We start from the raw sequence: 16846 nt of genomic DNA on the forward strand, positions 1-16846 counted from the left end.
TGACCGCCCTTTCTCAGGAGAAAGGGCGGGTGCGCGCATCAGTCAGGCTGCGCCTTTTTTCTGGCGCGCTTCGCCCGGGTGGCGGCGGCGATTTTACGGGTTTTTTCCGAGACATTTTTACTTTTATTCGCGGAATCCGCAGCGGCGGGCTTGCCTTTATCACCCCGGAACGCAGAATCCGGCTCGAAGTTAGACTTCCTGCTCGCATTGCGACGGCGTTTCGTTGGGGCGTTATCGTCACGTTTTGCCCGGTCACGCGCGGTTTTACCTTCACCACGGACCTGACGCTGGCTGGAGATCAGAGCAAAGTCGATTTTACGCTCGTCCATGTGGACCGCTTCAACACGCACTTCAACCGTGTCACCCAGACGATAGGTGCGACCGCCCGATTCACCAATCAGACGCTGACCAACCGGATCAAAACGGTAGTAATCGTTGTCGAGCGTTGAAACGTGCACCAGACCGTCGATGAACAAATCGCTTAAGCGGACAAAGAAGCCAAATCCGGTGACGCTGGAGATGACGCCGTTGAAGACATTGCCAACCTGATCCTGCATAAAGTCACACTTGAGCCAGTCCGCGACGTCGCGGGTCGCTTCATCCGCACGGCGCTCGGTCAGGGAGCAGTGCAGACCCAGCTGCAGCATCTCCGGCATCTCGTAGTGATAGCCGCCGGTTGCCGTAGTGAGATCTTTGGCATTTTTATCTTTAGGCATCAGGTACTTGATGGCACGTTGAACCAGTCCCTTGCCTTCACCCTGCTCTTTCGCCAGCAGATACTTGATAGCGCGGTGCAGCGTCAGATCCGGGTAGCGGCGAATCGGCGAAGTAAAGTGCGCATAGGACGAGAGTGCCAGACCAAAGTGACCGCGGTTTTCCGGATCGTAAACGGCCTGCTTCATCGAACGCAGCAGCATGGTTTGCAGCATTTCCGCATCAGGACGATCGGCAACCTGCTTCAGCAGCGCTGCATAATCAACCGGCTGCGGTTTATTGCCGCCAGGCAGCGTCAGTCCCAGCTCATTAAGCACGGTACGGAAGCTCTTGATGCTCTCGTCGGTCGGGCGATCGTGATCGCGGAACAGTGCCGGTTCCTGATTTTTCTCAACGAAGCGTGCCGAGGCGATGTTCGCCAGGATCATGCACTCTTCAATCAGTTTGTGGGCGTCATTACGTGATGCACGCTCAACACGTTCAATACGGCGCTCGGCGTTGAAGATGAACTTCGCCTCTTCCGTTTCAAACGAGATGCCGCCACGCTCTTCACGGGCAGCTTCCAGCGCATGATAGAGGTTATTCAGCTCTTCGAGGTCTTTGACCAGCGGTGCATACTGCTGACGCAGCTCTTTGTCGCCCTGCAGGATGTTCCAGACTTTGTTATAGGTCAGACGCGCATGGGAATTCATTACCGCTTCGTAGTGCTTAAAGCCTGTCAGCTTGCCCTTGGTCGAAATGGTCATCTCGCACACCATACAGAGACGATCGACCTGCGGGTTAAGCGAACATAAGCCATTCGACAGTACTTCGGGCAGCATCGGAACAACCTGCGACGGGAAGTAAACTGAGGTGCCGCGCTGATGCGCTTCGTCATCCAGTGGCGTGCCAGGACGGACGTAGTAACTCACGTCGGCAATCGCCACCCACAGACGCCATCCGCCACCGCGCTTCTTCTCACAGTAGACAGCATCATCAAAGTCACGGGCATCTTCACCATCGATGGTGACCAGCGGCAGTTTACGCAGATCGACGCGGCCTTTTTTGGCCTCTTCCGGCACTTCTTCTTTCAGCTTACTGATCTGCGCTTCCACTTCTGGCGGCCAGGTGTGCGGAATTTCATGGGTACGCAGCGCCATATCTACGGCCAGGCTGGTGCCCATATCATCGCCCAGAATCTCTGCAATTTTACCGATCGCCTTGCTGCGACGGTTCGGACGCTGGACCAGCTCAACCACCACCACGGAACCCATACGGGCATTCATCGTCTCTTCAGGCGGGATGAGAATATCAAAACTCAGGCGACTGTCGTCCGGTACCACAAAACCTGCGCCAGCGTCGGTAAAGTACCGGCCAACGATCTGATTGTTGCGGGGTTCCTGCACGCGAACCACACGCGCTTCGCGGCGGCCTTTGCGATCGGCACCCAGCGGCTGCGCCAGGATCACGTCACCGTGCATACAGAATTTCATCTGTTCTGCGGAGAGGTAAAGGTCATCTTTCTGGCCTTCTGCCCGCAGGAAGCCGTAGCCATCACGATGGCCAATGACTTTACCGCGCAGGAGATCAAGGCGTTCTGGCAGGGCATAACACTGACGGCGGGTGAACACCAGCTGACCATCACGCTCCATAGCGCGAAGGCGGCGACGCAGCGCCTCAAGGTGCTCTTCTTCCTGCAGATTCATCTCTTCAGCCAGCTCTTCACGGCTGGCCGGTTTTTCACGTTTTTCTAGCAGAGCCAGAATAAATTCACGGCTCGGAATAGGGTTTTCGTATTTTTCAGCTTCTCTATCCTGAAATGGATCTTTTGACATAGCGGTTCCTCCGATGTCATTTAATATTTGTTGCCACTGGCGATCTGGACAAGATGATCTCATAAAGTGGTGTATTGCCTTCGACCAGGTCTGCCAGGGTATAGTTATCCAGCTCCTGCAAAAATCGCTGCACTGCATCATGTAATGCCTGCTTCAGACGACAGGCTGGCGTGATGGAACAGGAGGCGCAGTCAACCAGTTGTAGTGGCTCCATCTTACGTACCACGTCGCCAATGACAATCTGGCGCGCTGGCATACCCAAACGAATGCCGCCGTTTTTACCACGCGTGGCGGCGACATAGCCCGCCCGGCTCAGCTGATTGATGATTTTGACCATATGATTGCGGGACAAACCATAGGTGTTTGTCACTTCCGTAATATTGGTCTGCTGACCTTCTGGCAACGATGCCAGATAAATCAGGGCGCGTAAGCCATAATCAGTAAAACTCGTGAGCTGCACAGTAACCTCGGTGAACCTTCAGGCGTGCCATTAGGTTATTCGCCTTACGATTGATGTCAGGATTGAATCGGATCGCCATTCGATTAACTACGATGATAAACCAGAGTCTGATCAGCCGTGCGTTTTTTTAAGCCAGCACAAGGTTTGACAAGCGAAGGGAGATTAAGTGGCATCTGAGAGTGGAAAAACAAGGGCCGGACAGTGTCCGGCCTGAATGATTATGCGTCAAACGGGTCGCGCAGAATCATCGTTTCACTACGATCGGGACCGGTTGAGATGATATCAATCGGCACACCTGTTACCTCTTCAACACGCTTGATGTAATCACGCGCGGCCTGAGGCAAACCTTCCAGCGTCTTCACGCCAAACGTTGTCTCGCTCCAGCCTGGCAGGGTCTCGTAAACCGGCTCAATGCCTTCCCAGTTCTCTGCCGCCAGTGGCGTGGTGGTCACTTCGCGACCATCAGGCATACGGTAAGCCACACAGATTTTCACCTCTTTCAGGCCATCCAGCACGTCCAGCTTGGTCATGCAGAAACCTGACAGGGAGTTGATCTGAACCGCGCGGCGAACCGCTACTGCATCCAGCCAGCCGGTACGGCGGCGGCGACCGGTGGTCGCACCAAACTCATTACCCTGCGCACAGAGGAATTCGCCGGTTTCGTCGAACAGTTCGGTCGGGAACGGGCCTGCACCAACGCGGGTTGAGTAAGCTTTCACAATACCCAGAACGTAGTCGACATAACGCGGACCAATGCCTGAACCGGTTGCAACACCACCTGCGGTCGTGTTGGATGAGGTCACGTACGGATAAGTCCCGTGATCGATATCCAGCAGCGTACCCTGCGCACCTTCAAACATAATCAGATCGCCACGCTTACGCGCGACATCCAGCAGTTCAGAGACGTCAACCACCATGCCAGTCAGGATGTCAGCGACTTCCATCACATCGCTCAGCACTTTATCGAAGTCGACTGCCGGCTCTTTGTAATACTCCACCAGCTGGAAGTTGTAGAAATCGACGACTTCTTTCAGTTTGGCGGCAAATGTTTCTTTATTAAACAGGTCGCTGACGCGCAGTGCACGACGGGCAACTTTATCTTCATAAGCAGGACCGATGCCACGGCCAGTCGTACCAATCGCTTTGGCACCACGGGCACGTTCACGCGCCATATCCATCGCAACATGATATTGCAGGATCAGCGGACAGGCTTCAGAAATCAGCAGACGCTCGCGTACCGGAATTCCGCGCGCTTCCAGGCCTTTCATCTCTTTCATTAAGGCTTCAGGAGAGAGCACTACGCCGTTACCAATGATGCTGGTCACGTTATCGCGCAGAATGCCAGAAGGGATCAGGTGGAGGACGGTTTTTTCACCGTTGATGACAAGCGTGTGGCCCGCATTGTGGCCGCCTTGATAACGCACAACGTAATTCGCGCGCTCAGTCAGAAGGTCTACAATCTTACCTTTACCTTCGTCACCCCATTGGGTGCCCAGTACGACGACGTTCTTACCCATTTCTCAAAATCACCGATTGCTTAAAAAAGGATTCTACCATCTGATCCTATGCTTTTCAGCACTTTTAGCATACGATTGCGCGCTTTTTTGCCTGCGTTTTGATCACTACAACATATTGGGGATAACGGCGCAAAGAGGCACAATTTAGCCGATCTTCTCCCGGTTTACAGGTTGCCGTGCAGACTCAGCATGCAATAGATCACCATGCCAGCCACCACCAGTCCACCACCAAATCGGTGCAGCAGGCGATCGGGTAAACGGCTCATCGTCAGGATCATGCGTCGCCAGGCGCGTGGCATAAACATCGGTCCCAACCCTTCCAGCACTAATACCAGCGCCAGTGCCATCCAGATGCTCGTTTTCATTCTGATACCCAAAAAAAAGGCCGACAACATTGTCGGCCTACAGGTTATATCAGTTCTTAACGTGTCGCGTTAGAGGGCGCCTTCATATATCGGAAGAAGTCGCTATCCGGACTTAACACCATCACATCCTGATTTTCACTGAAGCTGTTTTCATAGGCGCGCAGGCTACGAATGAAAGCGTAGAAGTCAGGATCTTTGCTGAACGCATCCGCAAACAACCGCGCCGTTTCCGCATCACCATCACCACGTGTAATCAGCGCTTCACGCTGGGCTTCAGCCAGAGTACGTGTCACCTGATAATCGGCCTGAGCACGCAGTTTTTCAGCCTCTTCCTGACCCTGCGAACGCTGGCTACGCGCTACCGCTTCACGCTCGGCACGCATACGGTTGAAGATCGCATCGGAAACCTCAGTCGGCAGGTTGATCTGCTTGATACGCACATCCATCACCTGAATACCTAATGCCGCCATACTGTTCGGATTGGGCGCCGGCTCGCTGCTGTTGGTTTCACGCTCTACACGAGCCGCTGCACTGGCAATAGCGTCATCGGCAGCAGGCGTTGCGATTTCATCATCGCTGCCAGCAGAACCGGTGTTCAGCGCATCACGGACATCCGTCGTCAGGCGACCACGAGAGTCCGTTACGATATCTTTCACATCCAGACGGCCCATTTCAGAACGCAAGCGGTCACTGAACTTACGTTTCAGCAGCACTTCCGCCTGAGAGACATCACCGCCGCCGGTAGCCAGGTAGTAGCGACTGAAGTCGCTAATACGCCACTTGATGTAAGAGTCGACGATCAGATCTTTCTTCTCTTTAGTGACGAAGCGATCGGCCTGGTTATCCATGGTCTGAATGCGCGCATCCAGCGTTTTAACCGTTTCCAGGAATGGGATCTTGAAATGCAGGCCCGGCGCAAACACCTGCGGTTTGTTTTCACCATCGCGCAGGACTTTGCCGAAGCGCAGAACAATGCCTCGCTCCCCTTCCTGCACCACAAACAGCGACGCATAGAGCGCCACCAGCACGACAATGATCAAAAATACTATTGGCTTACGCATCGATTACTCTCTCCCTTCGCGCTGGCTGTCGCTGCGCTGAGCATTGGCCCGACGCTGATCCATGATGTTGTCCGGACTGTATGACGACGTGTCATTGCGGCTGGCGCCGCGATCGGAGATAGCCGGCAGCGAAGAACTGTTACTGCCCTTCTGACCGCTCTGGCCCGGTGCAGCCTGGGTGCCACGCATCAGTTGATCCAGCGGCAGCACCATCAGGTTATTACCCCGATCGTTAACCAGGACTTTGCGGGTATGGCTCAGCACACGTTCCATCGTCTCGATATAAAGACGCTCTTTGGTGATTTCAGGCGCGGCTTTATATTCCGGCAGAATTTTGGCGAATCGCGCCACTTCACCCTGGGCTTCCAGAACGGTACGCTCTTTGTATGCACGCGCCTCTTCCAGAATACGTTGCGCACGGCCGTTAGCTCGAGGCTGAACTTCGTTGGCGTAAGCTTCTGCTTCACGGACGTACTGCTCACGGTTTTCGCGTGCCGCAATCGCGTCATCAAAGGCAGACTTCACTTCTTCCGGCGGACGGGCAGCCTGGAAGTTAACGTCCACAACCGCGACACCCATGTTGTAAGGGCGAATCGTCTCATCGATTTCACGCTGGGTTTCGCTACGCACCACGGTACGGCCTTCAGTCAGAATGCGGTCCATGGTGGAACGACCAATCACGCCGCGCAGCGCGCTGTCAGTTGCCTGACGCAGGCTGTCGTCCGCGCTGGTGACTGCATAAAGATAACGTTCCGGATCGGTCACGCGGTACTGCACGTTCATTTCGACACGCACAACGTTCTCGTCCGAAGTCAGCATGACACCTGAAGCCGCCAGTTCACGTACTGATTCAACGTTAACCGCACGAACCTGATCAATGAATGTAGGTTTCCAGTTCAGGCCGGGTTCGACCAGGTGACTGAACTTACCGAAACGCGTCACTACGCCACGCTCCGCTTCTTTGATGGTGTAGAAACCGCTTGCAGCCCAGATGACTACAGCAGCAACAGCCACGATGCCAACAATTTTGCCACCGCTGCCGGAGCCGCGTTGACCGCTGTCGCTCTGTTTGCCACCGCCCAGTCCACCAAGCTTCTTGCTCAGCTTACGGAAGATATCATCCAGATCAGGAGGCCCGGATTCCCGTCCTCCCTTATTTCCCCCAGAGTTGCCGCCTTGATTATTGCTGCTTCCCCACGGGTCGCGGTCCTGTCCGTTATTTCCGGGCTGATTCCACGCCATGTCTCTACTCCATTTATTGTAATTACGGTTTTTACCCTTCATCTTTCGGATTGCAGCGATGTTGGCTGCCTTCGCTCACCCCGGTCACTTACAGCAGTAAGCACCCAGGGATTCACTCAGTTGCCGCCTTGCTGAAATCCGAAATACCCGGGTAAATCCTGCGTATCTGGCCTGCAACGAAAATGCGACAATCTTCAATTTTGAGGTAAGTGCGTCGGGCAATATCAAACGATGTAACTGGTCAGCGACGGTTCCTGCTTACATAAACGCATCCATTCAATGATGGGCATACGTATCTGCAATCCTACACTGCCGTCTTCTTCATTCCACTCTTTCTCAATCGCCTGCAACTGATAGAAACGGCTACGAAGTCGCCCCGCTTCCGGTGGCAGACGTAACGCATGCTGGGCAATTTCACCCGCCAGACGTTCAGAGAGCGCCTGCCATAGCAGCGGAATACCCACACCGGTCTGAGCGGAGAGCCAGACGCGAATGGGCAGATTCTCTTCGTTACGATCGATACGCGGTTCAAAACCGTCAAGCATATCGATTTTATTCATTACCAGTAACGTCGGGATTTCATCCGCTTCAATCTCTTCCAGTACGGCATCAACAGCGGCGATATTTTCTGTCACGCGCAGGTCCGCGCCATCAATCACGTGCATTAACAGCGTCGCCTGACGCGTCTCCTGCAGTGTGGCTTTAAAAGCGGCAACCAGATCGTGAGGAAGATGGCGAATAAAGCCGACCGTGTCTGCCAGCACCACATCTCCGACATCGGCAACATTCAGGCGGCGCAGTGTGGGATCAAGGGTCGCAAACAGCTGGTCTGCGGCAAAGACGTTGGCAGAAGTCATGGCGTTAAAGAGGGTCGACTTGCCGGCGTTGGTATAACCCACCAGCGAAACCGTTGGCACATCCGCTTTGGCACGAGACTGACGTCCCTGCTCACGCTGTTTTTCAACCCGCTCAAGACGAGACAAAATCTGACTGATTCGTCCGCGCAGCAGTCGTCGGTCTGTTTCTAACTGTGTTTCACCCGGACCACGCAAACCGATCCCGCCTTTCTGGCGTTCAAGGTGAGTCCAGCCACGTACCAGACGTGTCGCAAGATGGCGTAACTGTGCCAGCTCAACCTGCAATTTACCTTCGTGGGTACGTGCACGCTGGGCGAAGATATCCAGAATTAAACCAGTGCGATCTATGACGCGGCATTCGCACAGGCGCTCGAGGTTTCTTTCCTGAGCGGGCGTGAGGGCATGATCGAATAACACGACCGATGCTCCAGTTGTTTTTACCGCATCGGCAATTTCAACGGCCTTTCCTTCACCGACAAAATACTTGGGGTGCGGCGCTTTACGGCTGCCAGTAACCACTTGCAGCGCCTCAACGCCAGCAGAAGAAACCAGGGTTTCAAACTCCTGTAAATCTTCTACTTCTTTGTCTTGGGAGAACCAGATGTGTACCAGTACGGCCTGCTCACCGGCTTCATAACGGTCAAACAAGCTATAACCTCGCTAAATAAAGACCAGGACGGAAAACGTTTGTCTTCCGTGCCTGGCTGTACGATGACGCGTTATTCTGCGCTATCACCGTCTTGTTGTGGCTGTGGCTGCGCAGTTGTGTTGCTGCCGCCCTGATGATAATTGTTGCTGCCGCCGCCGGTATTATTGCTATGGTGAGAAACCGGGCGCGAAGGAACAACGGTAGAAATGGCATGCTTATAAACCATCTGACTTACCGTGTTTTTCAACAAAATGACGAACTGATCAAATGACTCTATCTGACCCTGCAGCTTAATACCGTTAACCAGATAAATCGAAACCGGAACACGTTCACGACGCAGTGCGTTCAAAAACGGGTCTTGTAATGATTGCCCCTTAGCCATTCTATCTTTTCCTTATATGCTTGTTGTTTGTTGCTAGTAGAACCTATGGTTCGAAAAATACTGCGTAAAAATTTGCGCACGATAACCCATCAATTGTACACAATCACCCATGCTTCGCACTAAGAACCTGTAACACTGTATCAAGCGCCAGCCGGGGCTCGTCACTGTCAAGCCAGTGAACATTTTCCCAACCGCGTAACCAGGTTATCTGTCGCTTAGCAAGTTGCCGGGTCGCGCAAATTCCCCGATAAACCATTTCGCTGTGATCGATTTCGCCCGATAAATAAGACCACATCTGACGATAGCCAACACAACGAATGGAAGGCATGTCCGTATGCAAATCACCTCGTGCAAACAGGGCCCGAGCCTCCGCTTCAAATCCTGACGCTAACATCTGCTCAAAACGCAACGCGATACGCTGGTGCAGCAATTCGCGGCTCGCGGGGGCGATGGCAAACTGTTGCACGTCGTAGGGTAACGCTTCACCGGATGTTTTTGTCAGTTCCGTTAAAGTTTTACCCGAAATAAAAAAAACTTCCAGTGCTCGCGAAAGTCTCTGCGGATCATTCGGATGAATACGACTGCCGGCAACCGGGTCGATTTCACACAGCTGGCGGTGTAAAGCATCCCAGCCTTTTTCACGCGCCGTTTGCTCTATCCGCTGACGAACATCAGGATCGGCCGAGGGCAACGGCGACAATCCTTCAAGTAACGCCTTGAAGTAGAGCATGGTTCCACCAACAAGCAACGGTATTCGTCCGGCTGCAACGATTTCCGCCATTTCTGCTAAAGCATCCCGCCGGAACTCCGCTGCCGAATAGGCTTCTGCGGGATCGCGGATGTCGAGCAGACGATGGGGCGCCACTGCTAACTCTTCAGCCGACGGTTTCGCCGTACCAATATCCATCTGACGATAAATAAGGGCAGAATCAACGCTGATAAGTTCCACGGGTAAGTGCTTACGCAACTCAATCGCTAAAGCGGTCTTACCCGAAGCCGTAGGTCCCATCAAAAAAATAGCCTTTGGCCGGCCAGCCTGGTTTAATTCACTCATGCTTCAACGCGTTGACCGCGCTCTCAATCTCTATGGGCTGTAATAAGCCTGAAGGCGGCGATTTAAGCAGCTGTGGGCAAAGCCGTTCAAGCTCTGCCAGCAGGTTGATCGCCTGTGAGTGATTCCAGTCGGAGGACGCTGTTTCCTGACGCTGCGCCAGCCACTGGGCCAGTTGCGTCGCAGTGTTCTCCTGCTGCCGGGCGAGATAGCCTAACAGCTCAGGAATCAAGATTTGTAAATTTTGTGTTCGTAACGGTAAAGGCACCGCGCGCAGCGTCACGTGTTCACCATCGATCTGAAGATCGATACCCATCTGATTGAGCAGACTACTGTTTTCTTTTGCTGCCTGTCGTTCATTCAGCGCAATTTTCAGCCTGACTGGAATCAGTAGCGGCTGCGGCTTAAGCCCCTCTTCACCCGGTTCCAGCTGAGCCAGTTTCAGCCAGCGTGCCGCAACCGGCAGCGACATCAGCATTAATGTCTGGTCCTGCTCCAGCAGCGCAAAGTGATTGTGCAGAATCGTCAGCACCCGGCCAAAACTCTGGGCATGGGGGGCCAGCGGCGAGGGTTTCGGGGCCGGACGCGGTGCTGGCTCGCGGGCGCTCAGCGGCGGTGTGGTGCCGGACGAGGGGGGGCCGGAAGGGGTTTTCAGCAGTTGCTGATAAACCGCGCCTTCGCGTTGACGATAAACATTCTCTTTGTTTTGCCAGACAGGCGGAGTTTCACGCGCGGACGAGGGTTTTGTCTCACTGGCAGACGCTGCAGGCTGCGCAAAATGATTTCCCCCGGCCGCCTGACGATTTTCAGGCTGCCAGCGTGGCGCGGGTTCTTCGGCCTGCAGCGCGGGTAAGGTGGGTGCCGCCATCGCCTGAAGCGCGCTGACCACGCCCTGATAAATAAAGTCATGTACCAGACGTGACTGGTGAAATCGTACTTCATGCTTGGCCGGGTGAACGTTGACATCCACCTGATGCGGATCGATCTCCAGATAAAGCACGTAAGCGGGCTGCTGGTCATCCTGAAGCTGTGTCTGGAATGCCTGACGGATAGCATGATTGATCAGCTTGTCGCGCATCATCCGGCCATTGACGTAGCAATACTGCAGATCGGTGACCTGTCGCGACCCTGCGGGATCGGCAACCCAGCCACGCAGCGAGAGGTCATCATGTTGCCAGTCAATTCGCAGCGCATGCTGCATAAAGGTGGTGCCGCAGATTGCCGCCAGTCGCCGTTCACGCTGACTCTCCTCACTGACAGCACGGTACTGACGCATCATTTTACCGTTGTGACTTAATGATATCGCCACGTCAAAACGTGCCAGCGCAATACGACGAATCACTTCGTCGATATGGCCGAATTCGGTTTTCTCCGTGCGCATAAACTTGCGGCGTGCCGGGGTGTTATAAAAAAGATCCAGCACTTCCAGCGTGGTGCCGCAGGGATGCGCTGCCGGTTTAACTGTCACCGTCATGTCACGCCCTTCCGCATAGGCCTGCCAGGCTTCAGTTTGATCGGCGGTACGTGAGGTTAAGGTCAGGCGGGAGACCGAACTAATGCTGGCCAGCGCTTCACCGCGAAAGCCCAGACTCATAATCGCTTCCAGGTCATCCAGTGAGGCTATTTTGCTGGTAGCGTGCCGGGCCAGCGCCATCGACAGCTCAGCTTTAACGATGCCGCAGCCGTTGTCACGGATCCGGATAAGCTTTGCGCCACCCTTTTCAATATCAACTTCAATGCGCGTAGCGCCAGCATCCAGACTGTTCTCCACCAGCTCTTTGACCACCGATGCAGGACGCTCAACGACTTCACCCGCCGCAATCTGGTTAGCCAGTTGTGGCGGTAAAATTTGAATCGGCATGGTTTTCCTTTTAACTGGTAGCCCGGCGCAGCGGCCGGGCAAGCAATCAGGATGCAGGAATTTTCAGGTTCTGCCCCAACATGACGTTGGTCGACTTGAGATTATTAGTCTGCATTATCGCTTTCGGGCTGACGCCGTAATGTGCGGCAATGCCAGTCAGCGAATCACCGACCACCACTTTATGGCGTACTACACCGCGTGGTGCCGCGCGCGCAGTTCGACTCGCCACTGCACTGGCCGGGACTTTTAATCGCTGTCCGACCCACACCACATCACGCTTCAGCGCGTTCATCCCACGCAGCGTGTCCATGCTGACACCATACTTTGCGGCAATGCCGGAAAGTGTCTCCCCGCGCGTCACCGTATGACGCTGTGTCACACCGGTGTATTGCGGTACACCGGTCGCCGGATTACTGGCTACGCTGACCGCTGGCGACGAGCCCAGCGGCCGGTTTTCCTCCTTTGGGATGGATTGTAGCGGGTGCGCCAGGAAATAAGTGCGCAGACCTCTGTAGATCGACTGCGCAATCTTATCCTGGTGTGCGCTACTGCCAAGCAGTCGCTCCTCCGAGGAATTACTGATAAAGCCGGTTTCCACCAGCAAAGAAGGGATATCTGGCGAACGCAGCACGCCCAGGCTGGCATGCTCAGGCAGACGTTTATGCAGCGACGTTACGCTGCGTAGCTGCTGTAACACTTTCTGGGCGATGTCATAACCCACGCGCTGCGAGTGACCAAACTGCAGGTCCAGTACCGCCTGGCTGAGGTAAGGATCGGCCTGACTGTTGGCCAGCAGGTCACCTGCGCCGCCCAGCAGCTCAGACTGTTTCTCTTTCTGCTCCAGCCAGTTAGCCATCTCGTTATTTGCGCGACGGTTGGATAATACCCAGACCGATGCGCCAGTCGCCGCATGGCTCGGCGCGGCGTCAGCGTGAATTGACACCAGCACGTTGGCATTGGCTTTACGCGCGACATCAGAGCGGCCCATGACCGAGATAAAATAGTCGCCATCACGCGTCAGCACGCCTTTGAACATCGGATCATTGTTTAGCAACACTCGCAGTTTGCGGGCAATGGCGATTGTGACGTTCTTCTCTTTCAACCCGCGTTGCCCGATAGCGCCCGGATCCTGACCGCCATGTCCGGCATCAATCGCCACAATCACGGTGTCATTCTGGCTGACCGCACGACCTGGACGTACGGTGCTGGCCGTGCTGGTCACTGAGGTCACTGAGGTCACTGGATTGGAATTAAATGGGTTAACCGCGTCGGCACTCTGTGTCGGCACAGGTCTCGGGGCCGTGACCGGCGCAGGCGCACTGCGCGTAATAGCAGGCGCCTTACCGGTAATTGTGAAGACCACGCTATAGCTATTGCCATTGCGCTGGGTGACCGCTCGGGTTTTACCCGCCTGCATCAGTTCAAACACCAGCCGCACACTCTGTTTATCTTTAGGGGTGCTGGTACGAATCCGCTTTACGATATTTTCGCCGCTGAAATTGAGTGGCAGTCCCTGAACCACGCCGCTTTGGTTAACATCAAGCACCACACGATTCGGGTTGTGCAGTGAGAAAAAGGCATAGGCAGGCTGTCCTGCAAAGTTCAGGGTGATGGTGGCCTGACTGTCGCCATTGGCCACTTTGATATCTGACAGAGTAGCGGCAAAAAGAGGCGTACAGACCAGCAGCAGCAGTGTTACCAGCGCTATTTTCATCCGTGACATCATGTCTTATCCCTGCTCTGATCAAACAGTTCCAGCCATTTCTGGCCCGATGCCGACTGTGCCGTCAGCTCTGCCTCACGCGCTTCGCCCACGTAGCGCAGCGTTAACGTAAGGTCGGGCGAGGGCAGAAAACCGGCACCCTGCTGCGGCCATTCCACCAGACAGATGGCATCGCCACTGAAGTAGTCACGGATGCCCATGAACTCAAGCTCTTCAGGATCGGCAAGTCGATAAAGGTCGAAATGATAGAGCGTATGGTTGTTAAGCGAGTAAGGCTCAACCAACGTATAAGTGGGGCTTTTGACGTTGCCCTGATGACCCAGCGCCTGCAGAAAGCCGCGGCTGAAGGTGGTTTTACCCGCCCCCAGATCGCCATAGAGATAAATGACTGCCGCGCTGCCACAGGCGCGCGCCAGTTGAGCGCCCAAATCGAGCGTAGCCGCCTCATCGGGCAAAGAAATAACACAGGTCTTCATGCTTCTTTATTCATCTCAGGATTAACAAATTGCCACAGCAGATCCAGTAAATCAGTTGCCAGCATACCGCGTGTTCCGCGTTCTGCAGCCACCGCATCGGCCGCTGCACCATGTGTCACGCAGCCAGCGCAGGCTGCATCAAACAGCGTGAGTTTCTGACCCACCAGCGAGGCGATAATTCCACTCAGGAGATCGCCCATACCACCAGAAGCCATGCCGGCGTTGCCCACATCCGCAAAGGCCAGTTCGCCCCGCTCACTGGCAATGATCGTGCCGGCACCTTTCAGAACCACTACGCCACCATAATGCTGCGCCAATGTCTGCGCTGCATGTAAGCGGTCACTCTCAATTTCACTGGTCTCTATATTCAGTAAACGCGCCGCTTCTCCAGGATGCGGCGTAATAATGCGATTCTGACGTTTCTCCGCACTGATTGCCAGCAGGTTAAGCGCATCCGCGTCCCAAAGCATCGGCTTTTCACTAAGCGCGACCTGCTCCAGCGCCCGCTTGCCCCATTCACGCTGACCCAGACCAGGCCCAATCGCAATAACATCGGCCCACTCCAGCGCCTCAGTCAGCCGTTCATCGGTCAGCTCATCGACCATAACTTCGGGCCGGGCGGTAAGAATCGGAATGATATTATCTTTGTGAGTAAGTACTCGCACTAATCCGCTGCCGCTGCGTAGCGCGGCTTCTGCGGTCATTCGTACCGCGCCCGCGGTACCGGCATCGCCCCCGACGACCAGCAGCCGCCCATGACTGCCCTTGTGGGAGGTCGGCTTACGCGGTTTTAGCCAGCGGGTTAATGCACTGGCGTCATAACGCGCGATGGGCGCCGCTTCGCCCGCCAGAAAGGTGGCCAGGCCGAGATCGGCATAGCAGAGCTGTCCGATGTAGTCTCGCGCCTTGCCGGTGATCTGACCCGGTTTCAGTGCGACCATACTCAGCGTATGGCTGGCATTAATCACCTCACCAGGTGCGGTGCCGTTGCGGGCGGATAAGCCGGAAGGCATATCAATGGCGAGTATGGGTGCAGCGTGGGCGTTGGCCCGCTGGATAAGTGAGACATAGGGTTTCCCGGGCGCACGATTACAGCCGGTTCCCAGCAGCGCATCAACAATCACATCCACCCGCTCTGGCCAGGCGGCATCGGCCGCATGAATTTCACCGCCCGCATCCAGCCATGCCTCCCGCGCGCGCTGCGCCTCTTCCGGCAACGCTTTTTCACTTTCGCACGCCAGCAGCGTAACGGTTTTCCCAGCCGCCTGCCCCAGCCGCGCCACGACATAACCGTCACCACCGTTGTTGCCGTGACCGCACAGAATCAGCCAGTGGCTGGCATCAGGCCAGTACGCATTCAGATGGTTATAAGCAGCCTGCCCGGCTCGCAGCATGAGCTCATACAGGGTAATTCCGAGTACATCGGCGCCCTGTTGCTCAAGCGTTGGCACAGCCTGCGCAGGCCAGACAGAATATGGTAAACTACGGCTGTTTTTCTTCGAATCCTGGTCACTCATGTCATACCCTCTCGATCTTCATCAACTCGCACAACAGATTAAACAATGGGGATTGGATCTCGGCTTTCAGCAGGTCGGCATCACCGACACCGATCTCAGCGCAGAAGAGCCGCGCCTGCAGGCGTGGCTGGACAAACAATATCAAGGCGAGATGGCGTGGATGGCGCGACACGGCATGATGCGGGCGCGTCCTCATGAACTGCTACCCGGCACGCTGCGTGTCATCAGCGTTCGCATGAACTACCTTCCGGCCAAAGCCGCCTTTGCCAGCACGCTGAAAAATCCTCAATTGGGCTATGTCAGCCGTTATGCACTCGGTCGCGATTACCACAAAGTATTGCGCAATCGACTGAAAAAGCTCGGAGAAATGATCCAGCAGCATTGTGGCGAGCTGAATTTTCGACCGTTCGTGGATTCGGCGCCGCTGCTTGAGCGCCCACTGGCGGCTAAAGCAGGACTGGGGTGGACGGGCAAACATTCTCTGATTCTGAATCGGGAAGCGGGCTCGTGGTTTTTCCTCGGCGAACTGCTCATCGATATTCCGCTACCGTCAGATGCCCCGCAGGAGGAGCAGTGTGGTCGCTGTGTCGCCTGCATGACCATCTGCCCCACCAGCGCTATCGTTGAGCCTTACGTCGTCGATGCCCGTCGCTGTATCTCCTATCTCACCATTGAGCTGGAAGGGGCTATCCCGGAAGAGTTTCGTCCGCTGATGGGCAACCGGATTTATGGCTGCGACGACTGCCAGCTGATCTGTCCGTGGAATCGCTATGGACAACTTAGTGACGAAAGCGATTTTTCACCGCGAGCGGCGTTACATGCACCGGAACTGATCGATCTGTTTCAGTGGGATGAGGCGAAGTTTTTACGCATAACAGAAGGCTCAGCGATTCGTCGCATTGGTCATTTACGCTGGCTGCGTAACATCGCTGTCGCGCTGGGCAATGCGCCCTGGTCACCCGAAATTATTCAGATTCTGGAGCAACGATTGGGTGAGAGTGAACTACTGGATGAACACATTCTGTGGGCAATCGCACAGCAGCAGCAGAAACGCGAGCAAATCGTGGTTGAAGTGCAGCCTGCCCAGCAGAAGCGGCTGGTTCGTGCAGTAGAGAAGGGATTACCGCGTGATGCGTGATTGTACAGCCCGATCGTGA

General features: G+C 55.1%; 14 protein-coding genes. 1 reads left to right on the forward strand and 13 read right to left on the reverse strand.

The window, feature by feature from the left end; translation table 11 throughout:
• Positions 1-38: 38 nt before the first annotated feature.
• The 13 genes from rnr to nnr form a co-directional block, all read right to left on the reverse strand.
• Positions 39-2528, reverse strand: a complete 2490-nt coding sequence (rnr, locus tag H7K52_RS13665; protein WP_039659429.1) for a ribonuclease R — start codon at positions 2526-2528, stop codon at positions 39-41.
• Between the two features lie 16 nt (positions 2529-2544).
• Positions 2545-2988, reverse strand: coding sequence for a nitric oxide-sensing transcriptional repressor NsrR (gene nsrR / locus H7K52_RS13670; RefSeq protein WP_182630136.1), 444 nt, complete (start codon positions 2986-2988; stop codon positions 2545-2547).
• A 218-nt stretch (positions 2989-3206) separates the two neighbouring features.
• Positions 3207-4505 (reverse strand): adenylosuccinate synthase, encoded by a 1299-nt coding sequence (locus H7K52_RS13675; protein ID WP_008925795.1) that lies wholly within the window; start codon positions 4503-4505, stop codon positions 3207-3209.
• A gap of 164 nt (positions 4506-4669) precedes the next feature.
• Positions 4670-4870 (reverse strand): DUF2065 domain-containing protein, encoded by a 201-nt coding sequence (locus tag H7K52_RS13680; RefSeq protein WP_033743145.1) that lies wholly within the window; start codon positions 4868-4870, stop codon positions 4670-4672.
• Between the two features lie 56 nt (positions 4871-4926).
• Positions 4927-5931: a protease modulator HflC gene (gene hflC, locus H7K52_RS13685; protein ID WP_003855319.1), complete on the reverse strand. Its 1005-nt coding sequence runs from the start codon at positions 5929-5931 to the stop codon at positions 4927-4929.
• 3 nt (positions 5932-5934) lie between these two features.
• The gene (hflK, locus tag H7K52_RS13690; RefSeq protein ID WP_003855318.1) at positions 5935-7173 is read right to left on the reverse strand and encodes an FtsH protease activity modulator HflK; all 1239 of its coding nucleotides are present in this window, start codon (positions 7171-7173) and stop codon (positions 5935-5937) included.
• Positions 7174-7397: 224 nt separating this feature from the next.
• Entirely contained in the window at positions 7398-8678 is a 1281-nt protein-coding gene (hflX, locus tag H7K52_RS13695; RefSeq protein WP_003855317.1) for a ribosome rescue GTPase HflX, read from the reverse strand.
• A gap of 71 nt (positions 8679-8749) precedes the next feature.
• The gene (gene hfq, locus H7K52_RS13700; protein WP_182630137.1) at positions 8750-9061 is read right to left on the reverse strand and encodes an RNA chaperone Hfq; all 312 of its coding nucleotides are present in this window, start codon (positions 9059-9061) and stop codon (positions 8750-8752) included.
• A gap of 103 nt (positions 9062-9164) precedes the next feature.
• A complete protein-coding gene (miaA, locus tag H7K52_RS13705; RefSeq protein WP_033743148.1) occupies positions 9165-10115 on the reverse strand; it encodes a tRNA (adenosine(37)-N6)-dimethylallyltransferase MiaA in 951 nt (316 codons plus the stop codon).
• Entirely contained in the window at positions 10108-11973 is a 1866-nt protein-coding gene (mutL, locus tag H7K52_RS13710; RefSeq protein WP_105100027.1) for a DNA mismatch repair endonuclease MutL, read from the reverse strand. The genes miaA and mutL overlap by 8 nt, the downstream gene beginning before the upstream one ends.
• 46 nt (positions 11974-12019) lie before the next feature.
• Entirely contained in the window at positions 12020-13699 is a 1680-nt protein-coding gene (gene amiB, locus H7K52_RS13715) for an N-acetylmuramoyl-L-alanine amidase AmiB (RefSeq protein WP_182630138.1), read from the reverse strand.
• Positions 13696-14172 (reverse strand): tRNA (adenosine(37)-N6)-threonylcarbamoyltransferase complex ATPase subunit type 1 TsaE, encoded by a 477-nt coding sequence (gene tsaE, locus H7K52_RS13720; protein WP_003855306.1) that lies wholly within the window; start codon positions 14170-14172, stop codon positions 13696-13698. Before tsaE ends, amiB begins: the two co-directional genes overlap by 4 nt.
• A complete protein-coding gene (gene nnr / locus H7K52_RS13725; protein WP_182630139.1) occupies positions 14169-15689 on the reverse strand; it encodes a bifunctional ADP-dependent NAD(P)H-hydrate dehydratase/NAD(P)H-hydrate epimerase in 1521 nt (506 codons plus the stop codon). The genes tsaE and nnr overlap by 4 nt, the downstream gene beginning before the upstream one ends.
• Between nnr and queG the strand changes: the two genes are divergently transcribed.
• On the forward strand, positions 15688-16827 hold the full coding sequence (queG, locus tag H7K52_RS13730; RefSeq protein ID WP_033763336.1) for a tRNA epoxyqueuosine(34) reductase QueG: 1140 nt from the start codon (positions 15688-15690) through the stop codon (positions 16825-16827). The two genes, nnr and queG, sit on opposite strands and share 2 nt — an antisense overlap.
• Positions 16828-16846 lie beyond the last annotated feature (19 nt).

It is taken from the genome of Pantoea hericii (assembly GCF_014155795.1).
GTDB classification, from domain to species: domain Bacteria; phylum Pseudomonadota; class Gammaproteobacteria; order Enterobacterales; family Enterobacteriaceae; genus Pantoea; species Pantoea eucalypti.